We start from the raw sequence: 15,492 nt of genomic DNA, 5'->3' as shown, positions 1-15,492 counted from the left end.
AGGTCGCAGTCACCTTCACGCGGACGCTGCAGCCGTTGTCGTAGGTGAGCACGCAGCTTCCATCGGTGCACAGCGCGCTGCAACGCATGGGTGTGGAGGTAGGGCGGCAACTGTTCGCGCTTGCATCATCATGGTGTCTTGTCCGCTCAGGATCCAAGGCGAGTTTTTCAGAAACGATCAGACTGCCTTCCGCGGGAGATGCCGGCGGAGTAGCTTGAGTGAAAGCCGGCAGGGCGGTGAGAAAGATGAGAGCGGTGAGTGCGCGCGTGACGGTGGGGCGGATCAACGGAGGTCCTCTGGTCGGTGGTGGTGTTGCCGGCCTGGCGGCGGGCAGCGCCATGCACCGTACCTGCCAGGGTGCGCGCGGAGCTTGACAGGCCTCAACGACCGCAATCCTTTGGAGTAGCGAGTCCCGCAGTTACGGGTCGGGCATTTCCTTACTTGCGCGTCGCAGGGGCGAGCGCTAGCGGGCTGCCGGCGGATGTCGTTGACCGCCCTCAGGGGTTCGCGACAATCAACTCGCCACAACGGGCGGCTGTGGAGCGAGCGCTTCAGCCGCATCCAGCGCAGCCATCTCCAACTCCGTGAACACGCGCGAGTGCTGCACCACGAAGTGGGCGTGCACGGCATTTGGAAAGCGCTTTTGGTGGTCCTCCAGCCATTCCTTGGCTTCGCTCTCCGGGGTCAGGCAGTCCTTGCGGGTGAACTCCAAGCAGTAGGCGCCAGTCACGGGATCGGCCACGCGCCAGACCTCGGTTCCACGCGCAAGCCGACGGACCCGCGCCGCGATCTCTTCAGCGTTGGGCATCGCGGCAGCCACGTTCATGCGTGGTGCAAGCCACCCGCCTTGCGTGCCTTCAAGCTCGCCGCCGGCGGCAGGCTCCGTTGCGCGGGCCTGGTCCGTGCCGCAGGCCTCGACGGGGGCGCCTTGCGCCGGCGGCGAATCGTTCCAGCATTCCGGGTCACCGCAACGCTGGCCGCCATGGTTGCCGTCGCACCTGGGCGCAGGCCCGCGCTGGGCGGGGCCGGTTGCCCGCGCTTGGGCGGCAGCGTCCCGCGGCGCGCCCTCCAGGATCCGGCGGGCGAGCTTGCGTGCCTGCGTGCCGCGGGCCAGGGCGCGCGGGCCCTTCAGCGGCGGCAACTCCATCTCCAGCACCATCTGGGCGAGCTCGCGCCCTGCGGTGCCGTGCAGCTGCGAGAACTCGAGCACCCCCTCTCGAATCTTCTCCTCGAACAGGGCCGCGTCGACGGTGGGCGCGTTGTAGCCGCCCACGCCCAACCAGCACGCGAGCGAGCGCAGCGCCGCCTCCGCCGGCGATTCCTCAGGCTGGGTGTCGGGCGCCGGCGCGCCGCGGGCCTGGCACTGCGCGGCCGCCTGGGAGTAAACGGTGTGCCAGGACGCGGCGAGATCCTCCCAGGCGTCGGGATGCTGCTGCGGATCGTGGGTGCGCAGGGCTTCGTAGAAGCGCCGGCCGGCTTCGTTGCTTAATCCGGACGCTCCTTCGGGGCGTTCTGCGCCGCCGCCGGCGCCCCGGCTCAATCCGGTGAGGTCGCTCGACGCGAGCAGGGCGCGCAGTCCCTCGAGCCCGGCGCGCGCGATCGGGTCCTGGATCTCGGGGAGGGCTGCCGCCAGGGCACCGGCGTAGAAGAAGGCGTTGTCCCCGCGGATGAAAACGCCGGGCCAGTCGGGGCCGAACTGCACCGGTCCGGATTCGACCCTTTCGCGCTGCTCGGGAAGCTGCCGGATGTCAGGCATGGGAGCCTCCCTGGTCACGGGGAATCACGCCCAGTTCGCGGGTTTCGTAGTCCGATTGCTGGTTGGCCCAGGCGTACATGGCCGCATCAGCATGCCACCACTGCTGGCCCGTGGCCGGGCCCTTGTACTGGTAGGCGACGGTTTGTGGGGACGCGCCGCGCGAGGCAGCCCGGAATGCCGCCTCGTAGCCGGCCGCGGCGCAAGCGCTCGGCGCCACAGGCCACGCCCGTTGCTCCATCACGGCGTCGATTAGGGCCTTTGCCGCCTTCGTGTCGCTTCGAGGTAGCGGCAAGGCGGCGCCGGTGCGATCCGCAGTCCACCTTCCGTCCGCGCCCCCGCGCCACCTGGTGCCGTCCGCTTCGTTCAGGAGCACGTAGTCCTGGGGGTGCCGGGTGTGCACGTGCAGGTGCACGAGCGCGGCCTCGCTCGGGACGAGGGAGAAGCCGGTGCGCCGTGCTTTGCCGTCGGTGAAGATCCGCACGCGCTGGATCTGCGTGGAGGTCCCGGTGGCGGACGTGGCCACCACGAATCGGCCCTGGAGACGCTCGACCAAGAGGGTGCGTCCGTTCTTGCGGGGGTCGTTGTCCTTGATGCTGCAGCCGGGGAGCACTTCAGGCATGTGCTGAGTCCTTTTCGGTGGTGGCGACGGGGGCGAGGGCAGCTTCCAGCCGCTCCAGCGCCAGGTCGAAGGCGTCGAACGCCGTGCAAGGCTCGTGGAGCAGCCAGATCGTGTCGGTGATGGGGCCGCCGGGGCTGTCGTTGGCGAATTGCAGCGCCTCGCGCACGGCACGCAGCTCCGACGCCACCGCGGCCAGCGGATGCGGCAGCTGGGGCAGTTGCGGCGTCACCGCAGGCGCTGGCGTGCGAAGAGGCGAGCCCTGCAACCCGTGCGTGCTCAGCACCTCGGTTGCGCCCTTGCGCAGCGGATCTTCCGGCTTGAGCCGGAAGGCGAGCTTGCGCACCAGCATGGCGAGATCCAGCTCTGCGCGCGTAGGCCCGTGCTGCGTCGGCGCGGTACCGGTGTCCGGAGGGCGGCAGGGGTAAAGGCGGTAGTTCCCGGGCGGCAGCTTCGGAGCGTCCTTGGTGAGGCTGTAGTGCATGACGCCCTCGATTGGGATCTCCAGCGTGGCCACGGCAAGCGGCGCCTCATCACCCTGGCCGGCGGCGATCGCCGCGTCGTCCGGGAATCTGTGGCCGTCCGCCAGGCCGCGCGCGTAGCCCTGCTCCTCCTGGCGTCGCAGTGCGAGGCGATGATCAGAGCGCATGCGCTCGGCCTCCCGGAGCAGTTCGGTGTCCCCCTCCTGGTATCGGCGCAGCGTGGCTTCCAGGGCGCGCAGCTGCTCCGCGCTGACCTGGCAGGAAGGAACGCAGTGCTCGGAGGGGCCGAAGTTGAGAGCGGCCAGTTCGCGCTCGGTGAACGACGAGTCGCAGTGGAAGCAGCGCCATCCTTCAGCCACAGGCGATCTCCTCGGTTTCAGGCGCCCTGGCGCCGCACAGGACGCACTCGCGCTGGGTTGCGGGTAGGGTGGTTGTCCACTCGCCGGACTGGGCGCAGTCGTGCTCCCACGTGCCGCAGGCCCGCGCTTGCGAGCAGCCGGGCCGGCTCGCGGACGAGCGCATCGCGAGGCACAGCTCCCACCCGGTCCGCATCTGCGCCTTGGCCGCCGCGTCCAGGTGGTACCCGCGCGCGGCGAGATGCTCGAATGCTTGCTCGAAGGTGATCTCGCCGGCTGGCGAAAGGCCGCTTGGGGTGACCGGCAGGATGGGAATGACCGGTGCTGCCGAAGTGGCACCCTCCGCCGGGCCCGGGGCAGGCCTGCCGTTGCGGAATTCCAGCTCGCCAGTCTCGAAGCCCGCCTTCTGGGCGGCTGCGCGGGTCACGACCATCCGCACGGCGGCCGCGTGATCCTCATAGCCGTCCTGTCCGAGGTATTCGTTGTCGTCGATGCGCGCTGTGGCCTCGGCGCGTTCGCAACGCGTGTCCAGGGCGATGCCCACAGCGATCGCGAGGCGCAGGGTGTCCCCGTCGTCTGTGAGCGAATTCCAGCGGAAGGTTGCGGTCCCACCGCGCCGGCGCGCCAGGTAGCAGTCGCCCAGCCACTCCAGCACCTCGATGTCACCGGCGAGTGCAGCCGCCGCCAGCAACTTTCGCCGGTCAACCATGCTGTTCCTCCACGTCCGGGGGCAGCGTTGCCAGCCCTCGAACCAGTCGTCGGGAAAGCCGCCGCAGCCGAAGGGGCCCGCCAGGCTCCAGTGCATGAGGTCGCCTCGGTTTTGGCCCACGATCCAGCGGCGCGCGTACAGCTCGCTCATGTCCGGCCGCGACGGGATCTCCGCGCGAAAACGCAGAAGCACCGGGGTGTTGCGCGGCGCGTGCGCCATCGGCCACATTGGGCCGGCCACTCCGCGCGCAGCAAGCTCTCGCGGGGGACCCCCGCTCCCCTCCTTCATGGTGGCCTCCAACCAGGCGCAGGCCTCGCCCACGAAGGTGCGCTTCCAGCCGCGACCTTTATAGGGGTGCTGCTGGAAGTCCCTGGGAAAGAAATGCGGGCGTCCGTAGCCGGGCGAGAACACCCTACGCCTGAAGTCCATGGTGGTCATGCCGCCGCCGAGCTCACGGGGGCGGTTGATCACCACGATGTCGGGGTCCCCCATGAACACTTCCAGCGTCCACCCCTGTGGCAGCCACGCGTGGTCCACGTTGCGATTCATGCGGTCGCCTGCACTTTCGTTGGGGTCGCCACGATCTCGGCGAGATAAGCCGGTACGCGATGCTTCGGGCCGCCAGGCTTGATCGTCACGAAGAGGCTGTGGCCGTAGAGGCTGTCGACGACACCTTCGCGTTTCAATGGGGCGTTGGAGCTGCGCTCGAAGGTGTGTGTCCAGCGCACGCGAGTGCCTGGGGGAAATTCCTCGGCCGCCAACTTGTCCAGCGCCTCGAACATCTCTTGGCGCTGCGCCTGCTGCTCGCGCCAGAGCGCGCACGTTCTCGTTTCACCCACGACGGCCCTCCTGCACGGGTTGGGAGGCTGCGGCGTCGCGTCGCAGCAGAATGTCGAAGCGCTGCTTCCATTCGGCCGCTTCCCGCTCTGCGCTGGTGGCGCGAGCGCGATAGGCATCAGCCTCCTTCTGCACCCGCTCGAGGGACCGCGTTGCTCGGTTGAGCTCCGCGCGGGTGGCTTTGAGCTGGGTCTCGACGCTGGCGACACGCGGCATCACGCAGCTCCCTGCTGAGGATGCGCTGCGGCCGCCGAGCCATGGTGTCCCGGGGCGACGAACAGCTGGTAGAACAGCGTGTCCGGCTGCGCGCCGGGCTGCACGTGCATCAGCGCGACCGGCTCAGGCTTCGGCGCGGGCGCGGGATACCCGCCGTGCGCTGGCTTGCGACGGGCCGCGAGGCTTTTCCTGTCGTTCCAGACCTCCCACCGCCCGTAGCAGGGATCACAGGCGGTGGCGTAGCCACCGTCGCTGCGCCCCTCGCGCACGGCGCGTTCGTAGAAGGGCACGCAAAGGCGGCTGAAGGTCGGCTGGCCGCACATGCAGCAATCCACGGGCTGCTCGGCGAAGAGGTGTCGCACGGAACGCACCACGTTGCCGCTTGCCGCTTCGATCACGTCGTAGTTACGCCCGAACATGCTCTTGTCCTTTATCGGAAGCGGCAACACGGTGGGCAGCGACGACCCGATCAAGCTGCCGCTGCAAGCCTTCTTCGACAGGCAGGCCCATGACCTGGCGCCGCAGGGCCTCGGCAGCGCCCGTTTCGAATTCGGCCTCGCCCTGCTCGGCGCAGAACTTGCGCACCTGCGCGAGCAGGTCCAGCAGCACGGCTTCGGCGGAGGTGCTCGGGCCTCGGGTATCGGCGGGCGGCCGGGCGGGCTCGAGATAGGCTGTCGTCGCCGGCGAGCCCGCAGCGAAACGTGCCCGCAGCGCATCCAGGACCTTGCCAATCCTGGGGTGATACGAGTGGCACTGCCACGCCTCGTTCATCTCGGCCTCCAGCGCCTCCAGTGCCTGGCGCAGCAGCGCGTCATCTGCCCCTTGCGGTGCGCGGTCGTACAGAGCCATGTACGTGGCGGACCAAGCCCCTGCCACGGCTTCTCCCAGCACGAACAGCGGACTGCCATCGGGTCCCGGGCCGCTGATACGCACCCACCCGTAGGGGCGGGGGGGCGACGAGTGCTTGTCGATCGTCGCCTTCAGCTCCACTCGCAAGTTGCCGAGCGTGGTGCTCCCCGCGAGCTTGCCGGCCATTCCGGGTCTTTCCCGCAAGAGCGCTTCGATTGCCGCAAGCGATTCGCGGCAGGCCATCACGAGATCATCCATGTCGATCCCTCCTATGCGCCGTAGTCGCGGGCGTAGGCGTGGGCGACGGAGGCCACGTAGCGCATGGCCTGCGAGTGCACGATCGCCTGGGCGACCTGCAGGGCGTCGTTGCCGGCGAAGCGGCACAGGGCGGCGAGCTCGCGCACGCGACCATCCCGCAGGATGCCCGTGCGCTCGAGCTCGACCATCTCGTCGCAGCATGCGGGAAGGTGAAGACGGCAGAACTCCCCAGCGAAGTCGCGCCTTTGGATTTCGGCCGCTTCAGGCACGGACGCTCCCGGAAGTGCGTACCGCCGCCACGAATCGATCCAGGCGCGCGGGGTCGAACGTGTGCTCGTCGTGCGAGATGCCCGTGGCCACCAGGATGTGGGAGACGAAGGGTACGTAGGCGGAGACGTTCTCCGGGTTCATGCCGCTCGCCACCGCCAGGCGCCCTTTGACCGCCGCGCTCATGGACTGGATCTTCGAGAGCTCCGGCGCCATCCCCGTTGCGTCGCCGCTGGTGGTGGGCAGCATCCCCAGCTTGAGGGCCTCGCGGGACGCGCCGGCGGGATCCGGCTCGTCCGGCTGGTACTTGAAGGCCACCGAGCCGAAGACGGTCACGTCCGGGTAGCGCTGGATGTCCTCGACGAGCTTCTTCGTGCGCGGCGTGGCTCCGTGGGAGTTCACCCCCGGCGAGTCGAACCACACTCCGTCCAGCCGCAGGCGTGCCGCCATCTCCAGGGCGCCGGGGTTGTTGGTCTGTAGCAGGTTCACGCCCACGAAGGGCAACTCCCCCGTGGCGGCAACGGGCTGGCTCCACGCGTGGCGAAGCCGTGCCGCGACCTGCAGTACGGCCTGGTCGAGACCCTGGTGGGAGATGAGGAACACCCCGTCGGCGCCGTGCTCCAGCGCAAGTCGGGCCTGCGTGAGCGACAGCTCGGAGTTCAGGTGGTGGACGACCGGAAGGATCAGTGTCATGGTGAGATCAAGCTAGCACGGCGTTTCAGCAGCACCAAACAGGCCGCGGAGTCCCCGACGGGCGGCGGGGGCTCCGCTTGAAAGGCGTCTGTAACTGTGCATCATTGCGGAATGACGATGGATGTAAACACCATTCCGGTCCGCAATTCCCCGGCCGCGGCGGCGGCCGAAGCCGCCCGGGCCCGCCAGGCAGACGTCGACCGCGCGATCCGGATCCTGGAGAACACCCATGACGGTGACGATCTTGCCCGGCGCGACCTGGCGCTGCTGCAGCACGTGGTCAATCATGGGCGTGCAGCGCTCACTGAGCTGGGCCTGAAGCGCTGGGAGGACGTGGTCAACGCGGTCGCCGACGGCAGCTATGTCAAGCCCTGGCTGCACGGCGTGGAGAACCTGAGCAAGGACCACGACGGTTACGTGAAGTGGCGCGGGCGCGTCGTGGAGCACTACAGCTTCCGCGACGACGAAGGCGAGCGCGCCGCCGCCCAGCAGCTGGGGGAGTGCTGTCGCTTCCTGGAGGCCAAGGGCCGCCCTGTGCGCTCGATGGAGGTCATGAAAGCCTACGACGAAGCCAACCACGGCCAGGGGCTGGGACTGGGGCGCTGGCTGGTGGTCTGGCACACGGGCACCCAGGGTGCCCGTACGGCCGTGATGCGCCTGAGAGAGGAAAACGCCAATGACAGCTCCGCGGAGATCTACGGCGCGCTCCCAGTCCTGACGGCCGACTGGGGTGCCGAGCCCGACGCCATCCGCCACTTCAAGGTGATCACCCGCGAGGACTTTGAAAGCGCCAAGCAACAGCTGGAGCAGTCCTGCAGCTGGGCCCGGCACGCGGTGAGCTGGCTGCAATACTGCACCCGCAGCAATCTGAACTCCATGCTCGACACGGTCACGGACGCCATCCGGGAAGCCGAGCTGCCCTCGCGCGCCGAGATCATGCGCCGCTACTTCGCCGAAGGCGATAACGCCCGCGAGGGCGACCGCCCGGGCCGGATGCAGCAGCGGGCATGACGGAACTCGAGGGCCTGACCTTCGCCACGGCCACGGGCTTCTCGCCGGGCCCCGTGCGCGAGATGCTCAAAGCTGGCGGCGGCCGGTACCAGGACATCTGCGGGCCGGACATCGGCAGCATCATGGCCAGCCTCGGCTGGTCTTTTCTGACCACGCCGCTGTGCGTCACGGCGCTCGACGAGCATGGGCACGCGGTCGCGGCCGGGTGGGCCGCCCCCAGCAGCCATGGCGAGGCTGGAGGCATCAATCTCAGCTACGCGGCGGCGCCGCAGGCGGAAGGCCGCGGCCTCGCGCTCCTGACGACCAGCTTGGCGATCGTAGAGATCTCCCGCCGACTCGAGATCCCTGAACCTGCACGGGTACATGCGCAGTACCGGGTTGAGAACGCCCGCAGCGCCGCCCTGGCCGCCCGCCTGGGCCTTTCGGCCGATCCTGGCCTCACGGTGGACTGCGAGTTGCCTGGCGAGAGGATGCTGGGTAGCGACAAACCCGGCGCCTGGATTCCGGACTTGAATGCCCCGACTCGCCAGCAGCGGATTGTCGGGTCGTCCGGCAGCTGGCCCGAGGTGCTGGAGCGTGCACGCAATCGTGTCGGTGAGCTGGAGGCCTCCTGGGTGGACTTCGCCGCCGGGCGGCATGTCGCGCGGGCCCGCGAGCGCGTCTGACCGCTGCATGTGGCGGGACCCTACAGGCCCGTGACTAGACCTCCGAGGGATGCAGTGCGATGTCCGCCGGCGTCAGCCGGCGCGCTCCCGCTCGCAGCAGTCGAAAGCCTTTACCCGGCTGCCTCTGCACCACCACCACCGCCGCTCGGACCGGACTTTCCCAGAGGGCGGGGCGTTTGCAATCTGAAATGCGCCCGTGTACCGTTGCAGAACATAAAACCTGCGGCGGCTCATGTACCTCGACTTCCTCACACCGGACGTGAATGAACCGCAGAAGCCGGAGCAGACGCTAGGCGCTGAGGCTCCGGAACTCGAGGCCTCTGCTCTCGATGACGCTTTCGAGCACCCGCCGGATGACGAGCTCTGCTCCTACCAGCCGCTGTTTCGGCCGATCAACGATCGCCACTCGGATCCCGTGCTCGACCAGATCGCCACCCGTGCCTATGAGGCCGAGCGGCTGCGCGGAATCGCGAACCTCTCCCGCGATCGGCATGGGCGCGTGCACTGGCGCGGTGCCTACGTGCAGACGCAAGCCTTTCCCGACGATGGGACGCCCGAGGCAACGGAGGCGGCGCACCGCTTGGCCGCCTGCTGCCGCACGCTGGAGGCCGCAGGCGAGCTGCCCAGCTACGAGAGCGTACAGCTCGCATACCGGCAGGCGGAGTTCGGAGAAGGGCTGGACCTGCCCCGGGCCGTGGTCCTGTACTTCGTGGAGCGAGGCGGCGCGCACATCGAGGTGCGGGCGCTCGCGGCGCAAAGCGTGCTCGCAGCCGATGCGGAAATCGGGCGCCTGAGCGCCGAGTTCCTTGAACAGCACAACCCGCGCCTGCAGCACCGTTGCATGCGCCTGGTCAACGCCGAAGACCTGCAGGAGGTCCTCAGGGCCATCGGGCAGGACTGCCAGTTCGCGCGCTTCACGTTCAACTGGCCGGTCTTCTACGACGACACCCAGCAGCAGCGCATGGAAGCAGCCCTCGCGGCCTGGGTTCCAGCGGGCGGCCTGCCCACGACGCTGGAGCTGCAGGACGTCCATTTCTCCAGTGCCGTCCGCGACGCATGCGCCGAACGGATTCGAGAGCGGTGCTGAACCGCGACGAACGAAAGAGCCTAGTGACCACCAACAAGACCGAAGTGGGCGTCTTTGCCCGCAATGCCTCCGGCGCGTCGGAAGTCGTGTTCCTGCATGTGCAGGCTTCGCCCGACGATATCCGCAACGGCCACCACTACGAGCGTGCGCTGGATCTCGCAGCGGACCAGGGCTACGAGCCGCTGGGGGCCTTCGACCGGTCCGACCCCGCCTGGAAGGTGTTCGGTGATCGCCAGAAGTACCAGGCGTTCTTCGACGACGCGGTGGAGTGCCTGCAGGGCGCCTGGGTCGACGGCCGCTCGTGCAGCGGGGCAGACACCATCGACGAGGTCACCCAGCTGTTCGCGCGCCACCAGGATGGCCAGCACGCATACATCGCCTGCTCCGCCGACGGCTACTGGACCCACGACGGATGGATGTCGGATGCCGAGAACGCCTTCGTGACGCGTGATTCGGCCGGCTTGGCCAAGCTGGCCTGCGCGGGCGCGCTCACGGTCCTCGCCGTGCCCATGGCGGACTTCGACAAGGTGCAACACCTTCCGGAGACGAGCGAACTGGAGGACGCGGCCGATGCTGCCATGGAGCGGGCGCGACAGCACGGGTTCACCGTGGGCGGCGAAAACGCCGGCGAGGTGCTGGCGGAGGAACTGGGCCTCGCCGGGCACGCCCTGGCCGCCTGGGTGGCGCCCTTCCTGCAGGCCTACATGCTCCATGCGCAGGAGCAGGCGGAAACCAACGCCAGCTCCGAGCGCGACAGCCAGAGGGGCGCCTGATGCCCTTTCTGCTGGTGTCCGACGAGTTCGGCGTCTACCTGGGCGAGTCGCATCAACCCTTCTTCACCTACTGGAGCGGCATTCAGCCGGCCCCCGTCGACGAGGCCCCCTGCTTCGACACGCAGGACGAAGTGGCAGCGGTGATCCGCAACTGGGGCCCGCAGGCCGTCCCGATGCTCGTGGGGCTGCGCACCGTGCCGGTGATGCCGGACATGGTGTTGGAAGGGTTCAAGTACGCCTCCCCCGAGGCGTGCGCCCGCGCCGGCGCGCCCGCCTGGCTGAACCAGCGCCCCAACGTGCCGGAGCCGCTGGAGGTGGGTGCGGACGGTTTCTCGGGCGAGGAGGAGCAGCGGTGGCAGCGTCCGACGATGAACTGATCGGCTACCAGGTCGAACTGCCCTTCGAATTCGGCACGCTCTTCGTTCCTGATGCTCCGGAGCCGCCGCCGCCGGGGCTGGTCGACGAGGTCCTCGCGCAACTCATGGAGCGGCCCGCGCCGCGGCCGCTGCAGCCAGGCGAAGCGGCCCCTACTCCGGCCGCGCAGGTGGTGCAGCGGCCGGTGACCTTCGTCCGCGATCTGGCGCGCCTGCTGGACGAGCCCGCCGAAGCGGAGATTCACGTCCTGCCGGACGACATCGATGGGAAGATCGCGCGCGCCGAGGCGGCGATCACGGAACTCCTGCGCCGCGGACACCCCATATGCTGTGCATGGTCGGCCGGGAAGGACTCTTCAACGGTACTGAACCTTTTGCTAAGCGCAGCGGCAAAATTGAAGGCCGCTGGTGAAGACGTGCCGCCGATTGTGGTGACGCACGCGGACACCGGAATCGAAAACCCCGAAATGTCCGCGTACGCCAGGAACGAGATGGTTCAGGTCCGTGAATTCGCGCGCCGTAGGGGACTGGAAGTGGAGATCCACGTCTCGCACCCGAACCTGTCTGACCAATGGGCAACGCGCGTCATCGGAGGCCGGGCGCTGCCTCCATTTCCTGGAACTAACCGTGACTGCTCAACGTCTTGGAAGGTTAAGCCGCAGGCAAAACTACGCAAGAAGGTTCTCACGGCGCTAAGAAAGCAGTGTAGCAGTGCCGGTGCGGAGCCGGTAGTTCTCATCGGTACGAGATACGAAGAATCGGACGAGCGTGCGCGGCGAATGCGAGAGCGCGGAGAAAGCGATGTGGAGGTGAGGCGAGGTAAGGATGCGGCTGGAAACCCATCCCATCTGTTCCTCTCGCCTGTGGCATTCTGGAGCGCCGACGACGTCTGGGAGTACCTTGGCACGGCGCGCGCCGGGGGCATCGAAAGCTATTCGGACTTCGAGGAGACCTTCCGGGTCTACGCGGATGCCATGGCTACCTCTTGCGCGGTGGTAGCCGAGGACATGGCAAAGCTCGCCAAGGCGTCCAAGGCTTGTGGCGCGCGTCATGGCTGCTCGCTGTGCACGGCAGTAGGTTGCGATCAGAGCATGGAGAACATGCTCACGCAGGAGCGATACCACTATATGCGCGGTCTTAACCAATTGCGCAACTTTCTGAGCAACACGCGCTGGGACATGGGGCGGCGCTCATGGCTCGGTCGCACCATCAACGAGGGCTACATCCGGATCGCCCCCGACGCCTACTCGCCGGCAATGATGGAGGAGCTGCTGCGCTACTCTCTCACGATCGACGTCGAGGAGCGGGAGGCGGCCTCCCGCCTGGGCATCCGTCCGCGCTTCCAGCTGGTGACGATCGAACACCTCTTCGCCATCGACGCGATGTGGAGCCTGCAGGGCTTCCACCGACCCTTCCACGCGCTCGCAATCTACGACGAGATCTGCAACCGGGGCGCGAGGCACCCCGTGCCGGAGGTACCGGTGTGCCAGCGGCCTAAGGAGTTCCCGGAGCGCTTCCTCTTCGTGGGGGCGGACTGGGAGGATGGCTGGGCCTACCAGTACACGGGGCTGCGCAGCGCGGTGCACGAACTCACCGCCATGGATTCCGAGGGCTGCATGGGCAACAAGCTGCTCCCGGACGGCACCCAGGTGATGGACATCAACACGGAGAAGATGCTCGAAGTGGAGGCGGAGACTGCCTACTTCGTGCTCGACGAACTGCCGCGCGTGCTTCGGCAGCACGACGACCCGAGGGTGTCGCCCACCGAGGCCTACTTCTACTACCTGCGCCTGGGCGTGATCTCCGTGAAGGCCGGCCAGGAGAAGGAGATCGACGCCATGCTCCGACGGACGAATTGGAAGTTCCGCCAGGGACTCGCCGGCGAAATCGATCACCGCGTGCTGCTTGATCGCTGCGTCGGTGCAGCAGAAGCTGGCCGGACCCGTTCGCGCAACGGAGCCGCGCGCGAGCGGGCGCAGGCCGGCAGCAGGTCGGAGGCGTTCCTTCGGCTGGACATCGGAGAAGCCGGCGCTTCGCCAGCTGGTGACCAAGCGCCGCACAGCCCAGTGCAGATGCAGCCGCGGCAGCGCACCGCGCCTGATTGAGCGATTGCGTCTCGGGGGGAATAGCGAAGACGTCCCAAGCGGGGGGGCAGCCTCGCGGCGGGGCGTACCGCGCCAATGGCAGTTGATATGCCTGTTTGAGTCTTACGCTGCCGCGTCTTATGCGGTGCGTAGCTAAGTCCAATCGCAGACGCCCAAATCAGGGGGAGTGGGCGGCCGCGCCGCTGCTTCGGCCAACCATTGGCTTTTCGCTCAACGGTTTGCAAGAATACATCAGCGCAAACCAAAGAAAAGCGATGGTCCCCGATCCGATCCTTCCTCGCCAGCTCAATCGTAGCGTCCTGGTCCTGTGGGACCTCACGGACCCAGCAGCCTTGGCGCGCATGGGATGGCGCGCTCCGGTGCTGGCCTGCATCGGGCTGGAGAAGGGTGCTCTCGTCGGGGCCGACTTCAGCTACCTGGCTTCGGCTGTCGACGTAGCGGGAACCCTGCGCGCGCGCCAGGAACTGCGGGTTACGTCGCAGGCGGCGCGCGAGATGCAGCGGGAGGGAAAGCAGTTGCCCTGGGAGGCCGCGCTGGGCGGGATCACCAGCCTCGACGCGCAGGACCTGACCCACATTCGCCGGCACCTGACCAAGCGCGGAGACGAGGCTGGCCCGAACGTGTTCGCCGCGCTCTGTGCGGTGATGGACCGATACACGGCCGGCACCGAATCCTCCTGGCAGGACTTCCTGGCGCGCCTGGAGAAGGACCGGTACACGGCCAGCGCGTGGTTCGAGCGCGATCGCGCGCAGCTTGGGCTTCGTGACGAGGTCCTCGACCGCGACGTCCTGAGCCTCTGGGACGACGACGTCCGCGACGCGATCGACAGCGGCTTCTTGGCCACGCCGGGCCGTCCCCGGCCTAGCGAGTCGGAATGGCTGGAGCCTTTGCTGGCCTACGCCAACGAACAAGGCCTGACCACTTCGCTGCGTGCTCCCGAGGCGCAGCCAATCCGCGAAAGGAACCGTCCGTGAACACGCCCTCCAGCAACGCCTGGCGCACCTATGTTTTCGCCCTGCCGGGGCAGAAGGCCGGGCCGCTGGCCATGGGCACGGGCACGACCCGGGCCGAGGCGCTGCGCGACGCGTACGAGCGTCTCGTCCAGCGCCGCGTGGCGCAAGCACCCGGGCCCGGGCGTGTCGCCGCGGGGCGCTTGCAGGCGGCCGTCGCAGCCGCTACCCGGCGTCTGGACGCCGCCAACGGGGCTCCGGCCGACCTCCGTGACGACCTGACGGTGCTGCACGAAGCACCAGGACGATACCGCGCAGTCGCCCAGATGGGCCACAGCTATGTGAACGACGAGACGTACTCGATCGCCGTGGCGCTGTCCAACGACAGCACGCTCGCACAGCACATGGCGAAAGTGGGGTACGACCCGCAGAAGGCGCAGCAACTGCTCGAACCTGCCGCCAGGCGGGAGGCGAGGCAAACGAAGGTTGACCTGCGGATGGTGGACTGGTGCGAGGTCACCGCGGAATTCTTCCCCGATCTCGACACCGAAAGCGACCCGCAGGGAGCGCCGCGAGCGTCCCCTGTGCCGGACGAGGGTCGGCTGGCCGGCGGCTTAGCCGCAGCTGCTTCGCCGGTCGTGGAGCGGGCGGCGCCGGACCTCGCGACGCGCCGCATCGACGCCGACGTGCTCGAGGTGCTGGGCCTCTGCCGGGCGGAGGAGAACGTGGTCCGTCTGCCGCCGCGGCAACTCCCGCGCGAGCTCTACGAGCGTCTGAACAAGGTGCTGACGGCGCTGGGTGGCAAGTGGAAGGGCGGCAAGGTCCAGGGATTCCAGTTCGCGGAGGAGTCCGGTCCCATCCTGGAGGTGGCTGTGGCCACGGGCAGCTTCGTGCGGCCGCAGGACTTCGGTTTCTTCTGGACGCCCGAGCCGCTCGTGCGGCGCGTCATCGAGTTGGCAGACCTGGAGGAGGGCATGACGGTGCTGGAGCCCAGCGCTGGGCGCGGTGCCCTGGCGCTGGCCGCGGCGAAGATCGTCGGCAAGGAGAACGTCGCGTGTGTGGAACTGCTGCCGAAGAACGCGGGCTTTCTCACCGCGCAGGGCTTCCACCACGTGGGCATGCAGGACTTCCTGACGCTGGAACCCGGGCAGATGCCGAAATTCGACCGGGTGCTGATGAACCCCCCGTTCTCGCGGCTGGCCGACGTGGAGCACGTGATGCACGCCGCGCGGTTCCTGAAGCCGGACGGCCGGCTGGTGGCGATCACATCGACGTCGTGGGTCCACCAGAAGGCTGCCAGGGCGGCCGAGTTTCGGGACTTCTTCCAGGAAAGCGACGGCGACTGCTACGAGATCGCCGCCGGCGCCTTTCGCGAAGCCGGCACCGATGTGGCCACGCGCATCGTGCGCATGTTCGCGGAGCGCTTCCCCGAAAACCAGGTGCTACGCCAGGCCCAGCGCGAGCGCCAATACGCATAAAGGAGCATGC

General features: G+C 68.2%; 18 protein-coding genes. 8 read left to right on the top strand and 10 right to left on the bottom strand.

Annotation, left to right across the window (positions count from 1 at the left end; all coding sequences use genetic code 11):
- Positions 1-514 precede the first annotated feature (514 nt).
- The 10 genes from WG923_RS14485 to WG923_RS14440 all read right to left on the bottom strand — a co-directional run bounded on the left by WG923_RS14485 (position 515) and on the right by WG923_RS14440 (position 7,039).
- The gene (locus WG923_RS14485; RefSeq protein ID WP_340351691.1) at positions 515-1,756 is read right to left on the bottom strand and encodes a hypothetical protein; all 1,242 of its coding nucleotides are present in this window, start codon (positions 1,754-1,756) and stop codon (positions 515-517) included.
- Positions 1,749-2,375 (bottom strand): hypothetical protein, encoded by a 627-nt coding sequence (locus WG923_RS14480; protein ID WP_340351690.1) that lies wholly within the window; start codon positions 2,373-2,375, stop codon positions 1,749-1,751. The genes WG923_RS14485 and WG923_RS14480 overlap by 8 nt, the downstream gene beginning before the upstream one ends.
- Entirely contained in the window at positions 2,368-3,213 is an 846-nt protein-coding gene (locus WG923_RS14475; protein ID WP_340351689.1) for a hypothetical protein, read from the bottom strand. Before WG923_RS14475 ends, WG923_RS14480 begins: the two co-directional genes overlap by 8 nt.
- Positions 3,206-4,468, bottom strand: coding sequence for a hypothetical protein (locus WG923_RS14470; protein ID WP_340351688.1), 1,263 nt, complete (start codon positions 4,466-4,468; stop codon positions 3,206-3,208). Before WG923_RS14470 ends, WG923_RS14475 begins: the two co-directional genes overlap by 8 nt.
- Positions 4,465-4,758: a hypothetical protein gene (locus WG923_RS14465; protein WP_340351687.1), complete on the bottom strand. Its 294-nt coding sequence runs from the start codon at positions 4,756-4,758 to the stop codon at positions 4,465-4,467. Before WG923_RS14465 ends, WG923_RS14470 begins: the two co-directional genes overlap by 4 nt.
- A complete protein-coding gene (locus tag WG923_RS14460; RefSeq protein WP_340351686.1) occupies positions 4,751-4,972 on the bottom strand; it encodes a hypothetical protein in 222 nt (73 codons plus the stop codon). The genes WG923_RS14465 and WG923_RS14460 overlap by 8 nt, the downstream gene beginning before the upstream one ends.
- Positions 4,972-5,391, bottom strand: a complete 420-nt coding sequence (locus tag WG923_RS14455) for a hypothetical protein (RefSeq protein WP_340351685.1) — start codon at positions 5,389-5,391, stop codon at positions 4,972-4,974. The genes WG923_RS14460 and WG923_RS14455 overlap by 1 nt, the downstream gene beginning before the upstream one ends.
- On the bottom strand, positions 5,378-6,079 hold the full coding sequence (locus WG923_RS14450) for a hypothetical protein (RefSeq protein ID WP_340351684.1): 702 nt from the start codon (positions 6,077-6,079) through the stop codon (positions 5,378-5,380). The genes WG923_RS14455 and WG923_RS14450 overlap by 14 nt, the downstream gene beginning before the upstream one ends.
- An 11-nt stretch (positions 6,080-6,090) precedes the next feature.
- Entirely contained in the window at positions 6,091-6,267 is a 177-nt protein-coding gene (locus tag WG923_RS14445) for a hypothetical protein (protein WP_340351683.1), read from the bottom strand.
- Positions 6,268-6,340: 73 nt separating this feature from the next.
- Positions 6,341-7,039: a hypothetical protein gene (locus WG923_RS14440; protein WP_340351682.1), complete on the bottom strand. Its 699-nt coding sequence runs from the start codon at positions 7,037-7,039 to the stop codon at positions 6,341-6,343.
- A 111-nt stretch (positions 7,040-7,150) separates the two neighbouring features.
- On the opposite strand from WG923_RS14440, the gene WG923_RS14435 reads away from it, so the two are divergent.
- The 8 genes from WG923_RS14435 to WG923_RS14400 all read left to right on the top strand — a co-directional run bounded on the left by WG923_RS14435 (position 7,151) and on the right by WG923_RS14400 (position 15,482).
- Complete coding sequence (locus WG923_RS14435; protein WP_340351681.1) at positions 7,151-8,050, top strand: hypothetical protein; 900 nt, start codon at positions 7,151-7,153, stop codon at positions 8,048-8,050.
- Entirely contained in the window at positions 8,047-8,715 is a 669-nt protein-coding gene (locus tag WG923_RS14430; protein WP_340351680.1) for a hypothetical protein, read from the top strand. The genes WG923_RS14435 and WG923_RS14430 overlap by 4 nt, the downstream gene beginning before the upstream one ends.
- 232 nt (positions 8,716-8,947) lie before the next feature.
- The gene (locus tag WG923_RS14425) at positions 8,948-9,802 is read left to right on the top strand and encodes a hypothetical protein (protein WP_340351679.1); all 855 of its coding nucleotides are present in this window, start codon (positions 8,948-8,950) and stop codon (positions 9,800-9,802) included.
- 23 nt (positions 9,803-9,825) lie between these two features.
- Entirely contained in the window at positions 9,826-10,575 is a 750-nt protein-coding gene (locus WG923_RS14420) for a hypothetical protein (RefSeq protein ID WP_340351678.1), read from the top strand.
- On the top strand, positions 10,575-10,952 hold the full coding sequence (locus tag WG923_RS14415) for a hypothetical protein (RefSeq protein WP_340351677.1): 378 nt from the start codon (positions 10,575-10,577) through the stop codon (positions 10,950-10,952). The genes WG923_RS14420 and WG923_RS14415 overlap by 1 nt, the downstream gene beginning before the upstream one ends.
- A complete protein-coding gene (locus WG923_RS14410) occupies positions 10,928-13,054 on the top strand; it encodes a phosphoadenosine phosphosulfate reductase domain-containing protein (RefSeq protein WP_340351676.1) in 2,127 nt (708 codons plus the stop codon). The genes WG923_RS14415 and WG923_RS14410 overlap by 25 nt, the downstream gene beginning before the upstream one ends.
- 254 nt (positions 13,055-13,308) lie before the next feature.
- A complete protein-coding gene (locus WG923_RS14405) occupies positions 13,309-14,028 on the top strand; it encodes a hypothetical protein (protein WP_340351675.1) in 720 nt (239 codons plus the stop codon).
- Positions 14,025-15,482, top strand: coding sequence for a hypothetical protein (locus WG923_RS14400; RefSeq protein ID WP_340351674.1), 1,458 nt, complete (start codon positions 14,025-14,027; stop codon positions 15,480-15,482). Before WG923_RS14405 ends, WG923_RS14400 begins: the two co-directional genes overlap by 4 nt.
- The last annotated feature ends 10 nt before the right edge of the window (positions 15,483-15,492 follow it).

This window comes from Ramlibacter sp. AN1133, from assembly GCF_037890035.1.
GTDB lineage: Bacteria > Pseudomonadota > Gammaproteobacteria > Burkholderiales > Burkholderiaceae_C > Ramlibacter.
Note: the sequence above shows the minus strand (reverse complement) of the source record. Positions and strands in the feature narration are given on the sequence as shown.

Excerpts from the sequence above, each read along its gene's own strand:
- WG923_RS14435 (WP_340351681.1), top strand. The coding sequence starts at position 7,151 with ATGACGATGGATGTAAACACCATTCCGGTCCGCAATTCCCCGGCCGCG.
- WG923_RS14430 (WP_340351680.1), top strand. The coding sequence starts at position 8,047 with ATGACGGAACTCGAGGGCCTGACCTTCGCCACGGCCACGGGCTTCTCG.
- WG923_RS14485 (WP_340351691.1), bottom strand. The coding sequence starts at position 1,756 with ATGCCTGACATCCGGCAGCTTCCCGAGCAGCGCGAAAGGGTCGAATCC.
- WG923_RS14445 (WP_340351683.1), bottom strand. The coding sequence starts at position 6,267 with ATGGTCGAGCTCGAGCGCACGGGCATCCTGCGGGATGGTCGCGTGCGC.
- WG923_RS14480 (WP_340351690.1), bottom strand. The coding sequence starts at position 2,375 with ATGCCTGAAGTGCTCCCCGGCTGCAGCATCAAGGACAACGACCCCCGC.
- WG923_RS14450 (WP_340351684.1), bottom strand. The coding sequence starts at position 6,079 with ATGGATGATCTCGTGATGGCCTGCCGCGAATCGCTTGCGGCAATCGAA.
- WG923_RS14460 (WP_340351686.1), bottom strand. The coding sequence starts at position 4,972 with ATGCCGCGTGTCGCCAGCGTCGAGACCCAGCTCAAAGCCACCCGCGCG.
- WG923_RS14425 (WP_340351679.1), top strand. The coding sequence starts at position 8,948 with ATGTACCTCGACTTCCTCACACCGGACGTGAATGAACCGCAGAAGCCG.
- WG923_RS14415 (WP_340351677.1), top strand. The coding sequence starts at position 10,575 with ATGCCCTTTCTGCTGGTGTCCGACGAGTTCGGCGTCTACCTGGGCGAG.
- WG923_RS14405 (WP_340351675.1), top strand. The coding sequence starts at position 13,309 with ATGGTCCCCGATCCGATCCTTCCTCGCCAGCTCAATCGTAGCGTCCTG.
- WG923_RS14470 (WP_340351688.1), bottom strand. The coding sequence starts at position 4,468 with ATGAATCGCAACGTGGACCACGCGTGGCTGCCACAGGGGTGGACGCTG.
- WG923_RS14440 (WP_340351682.1), bottom strand. The coding sequence starts at position 7,039 with ATGACACTGATCCTTCCGGTCGTCCACCACCTGAACTCCGAGCTGTCG.
- WG923_RS14455 (WP_340351685.1), bottom strand. The coding sequence starts at position 5,391 with ATGTTCGGGCGTAACTACGACGTGATCGAAGCGGCAAGCGGCAACGTG.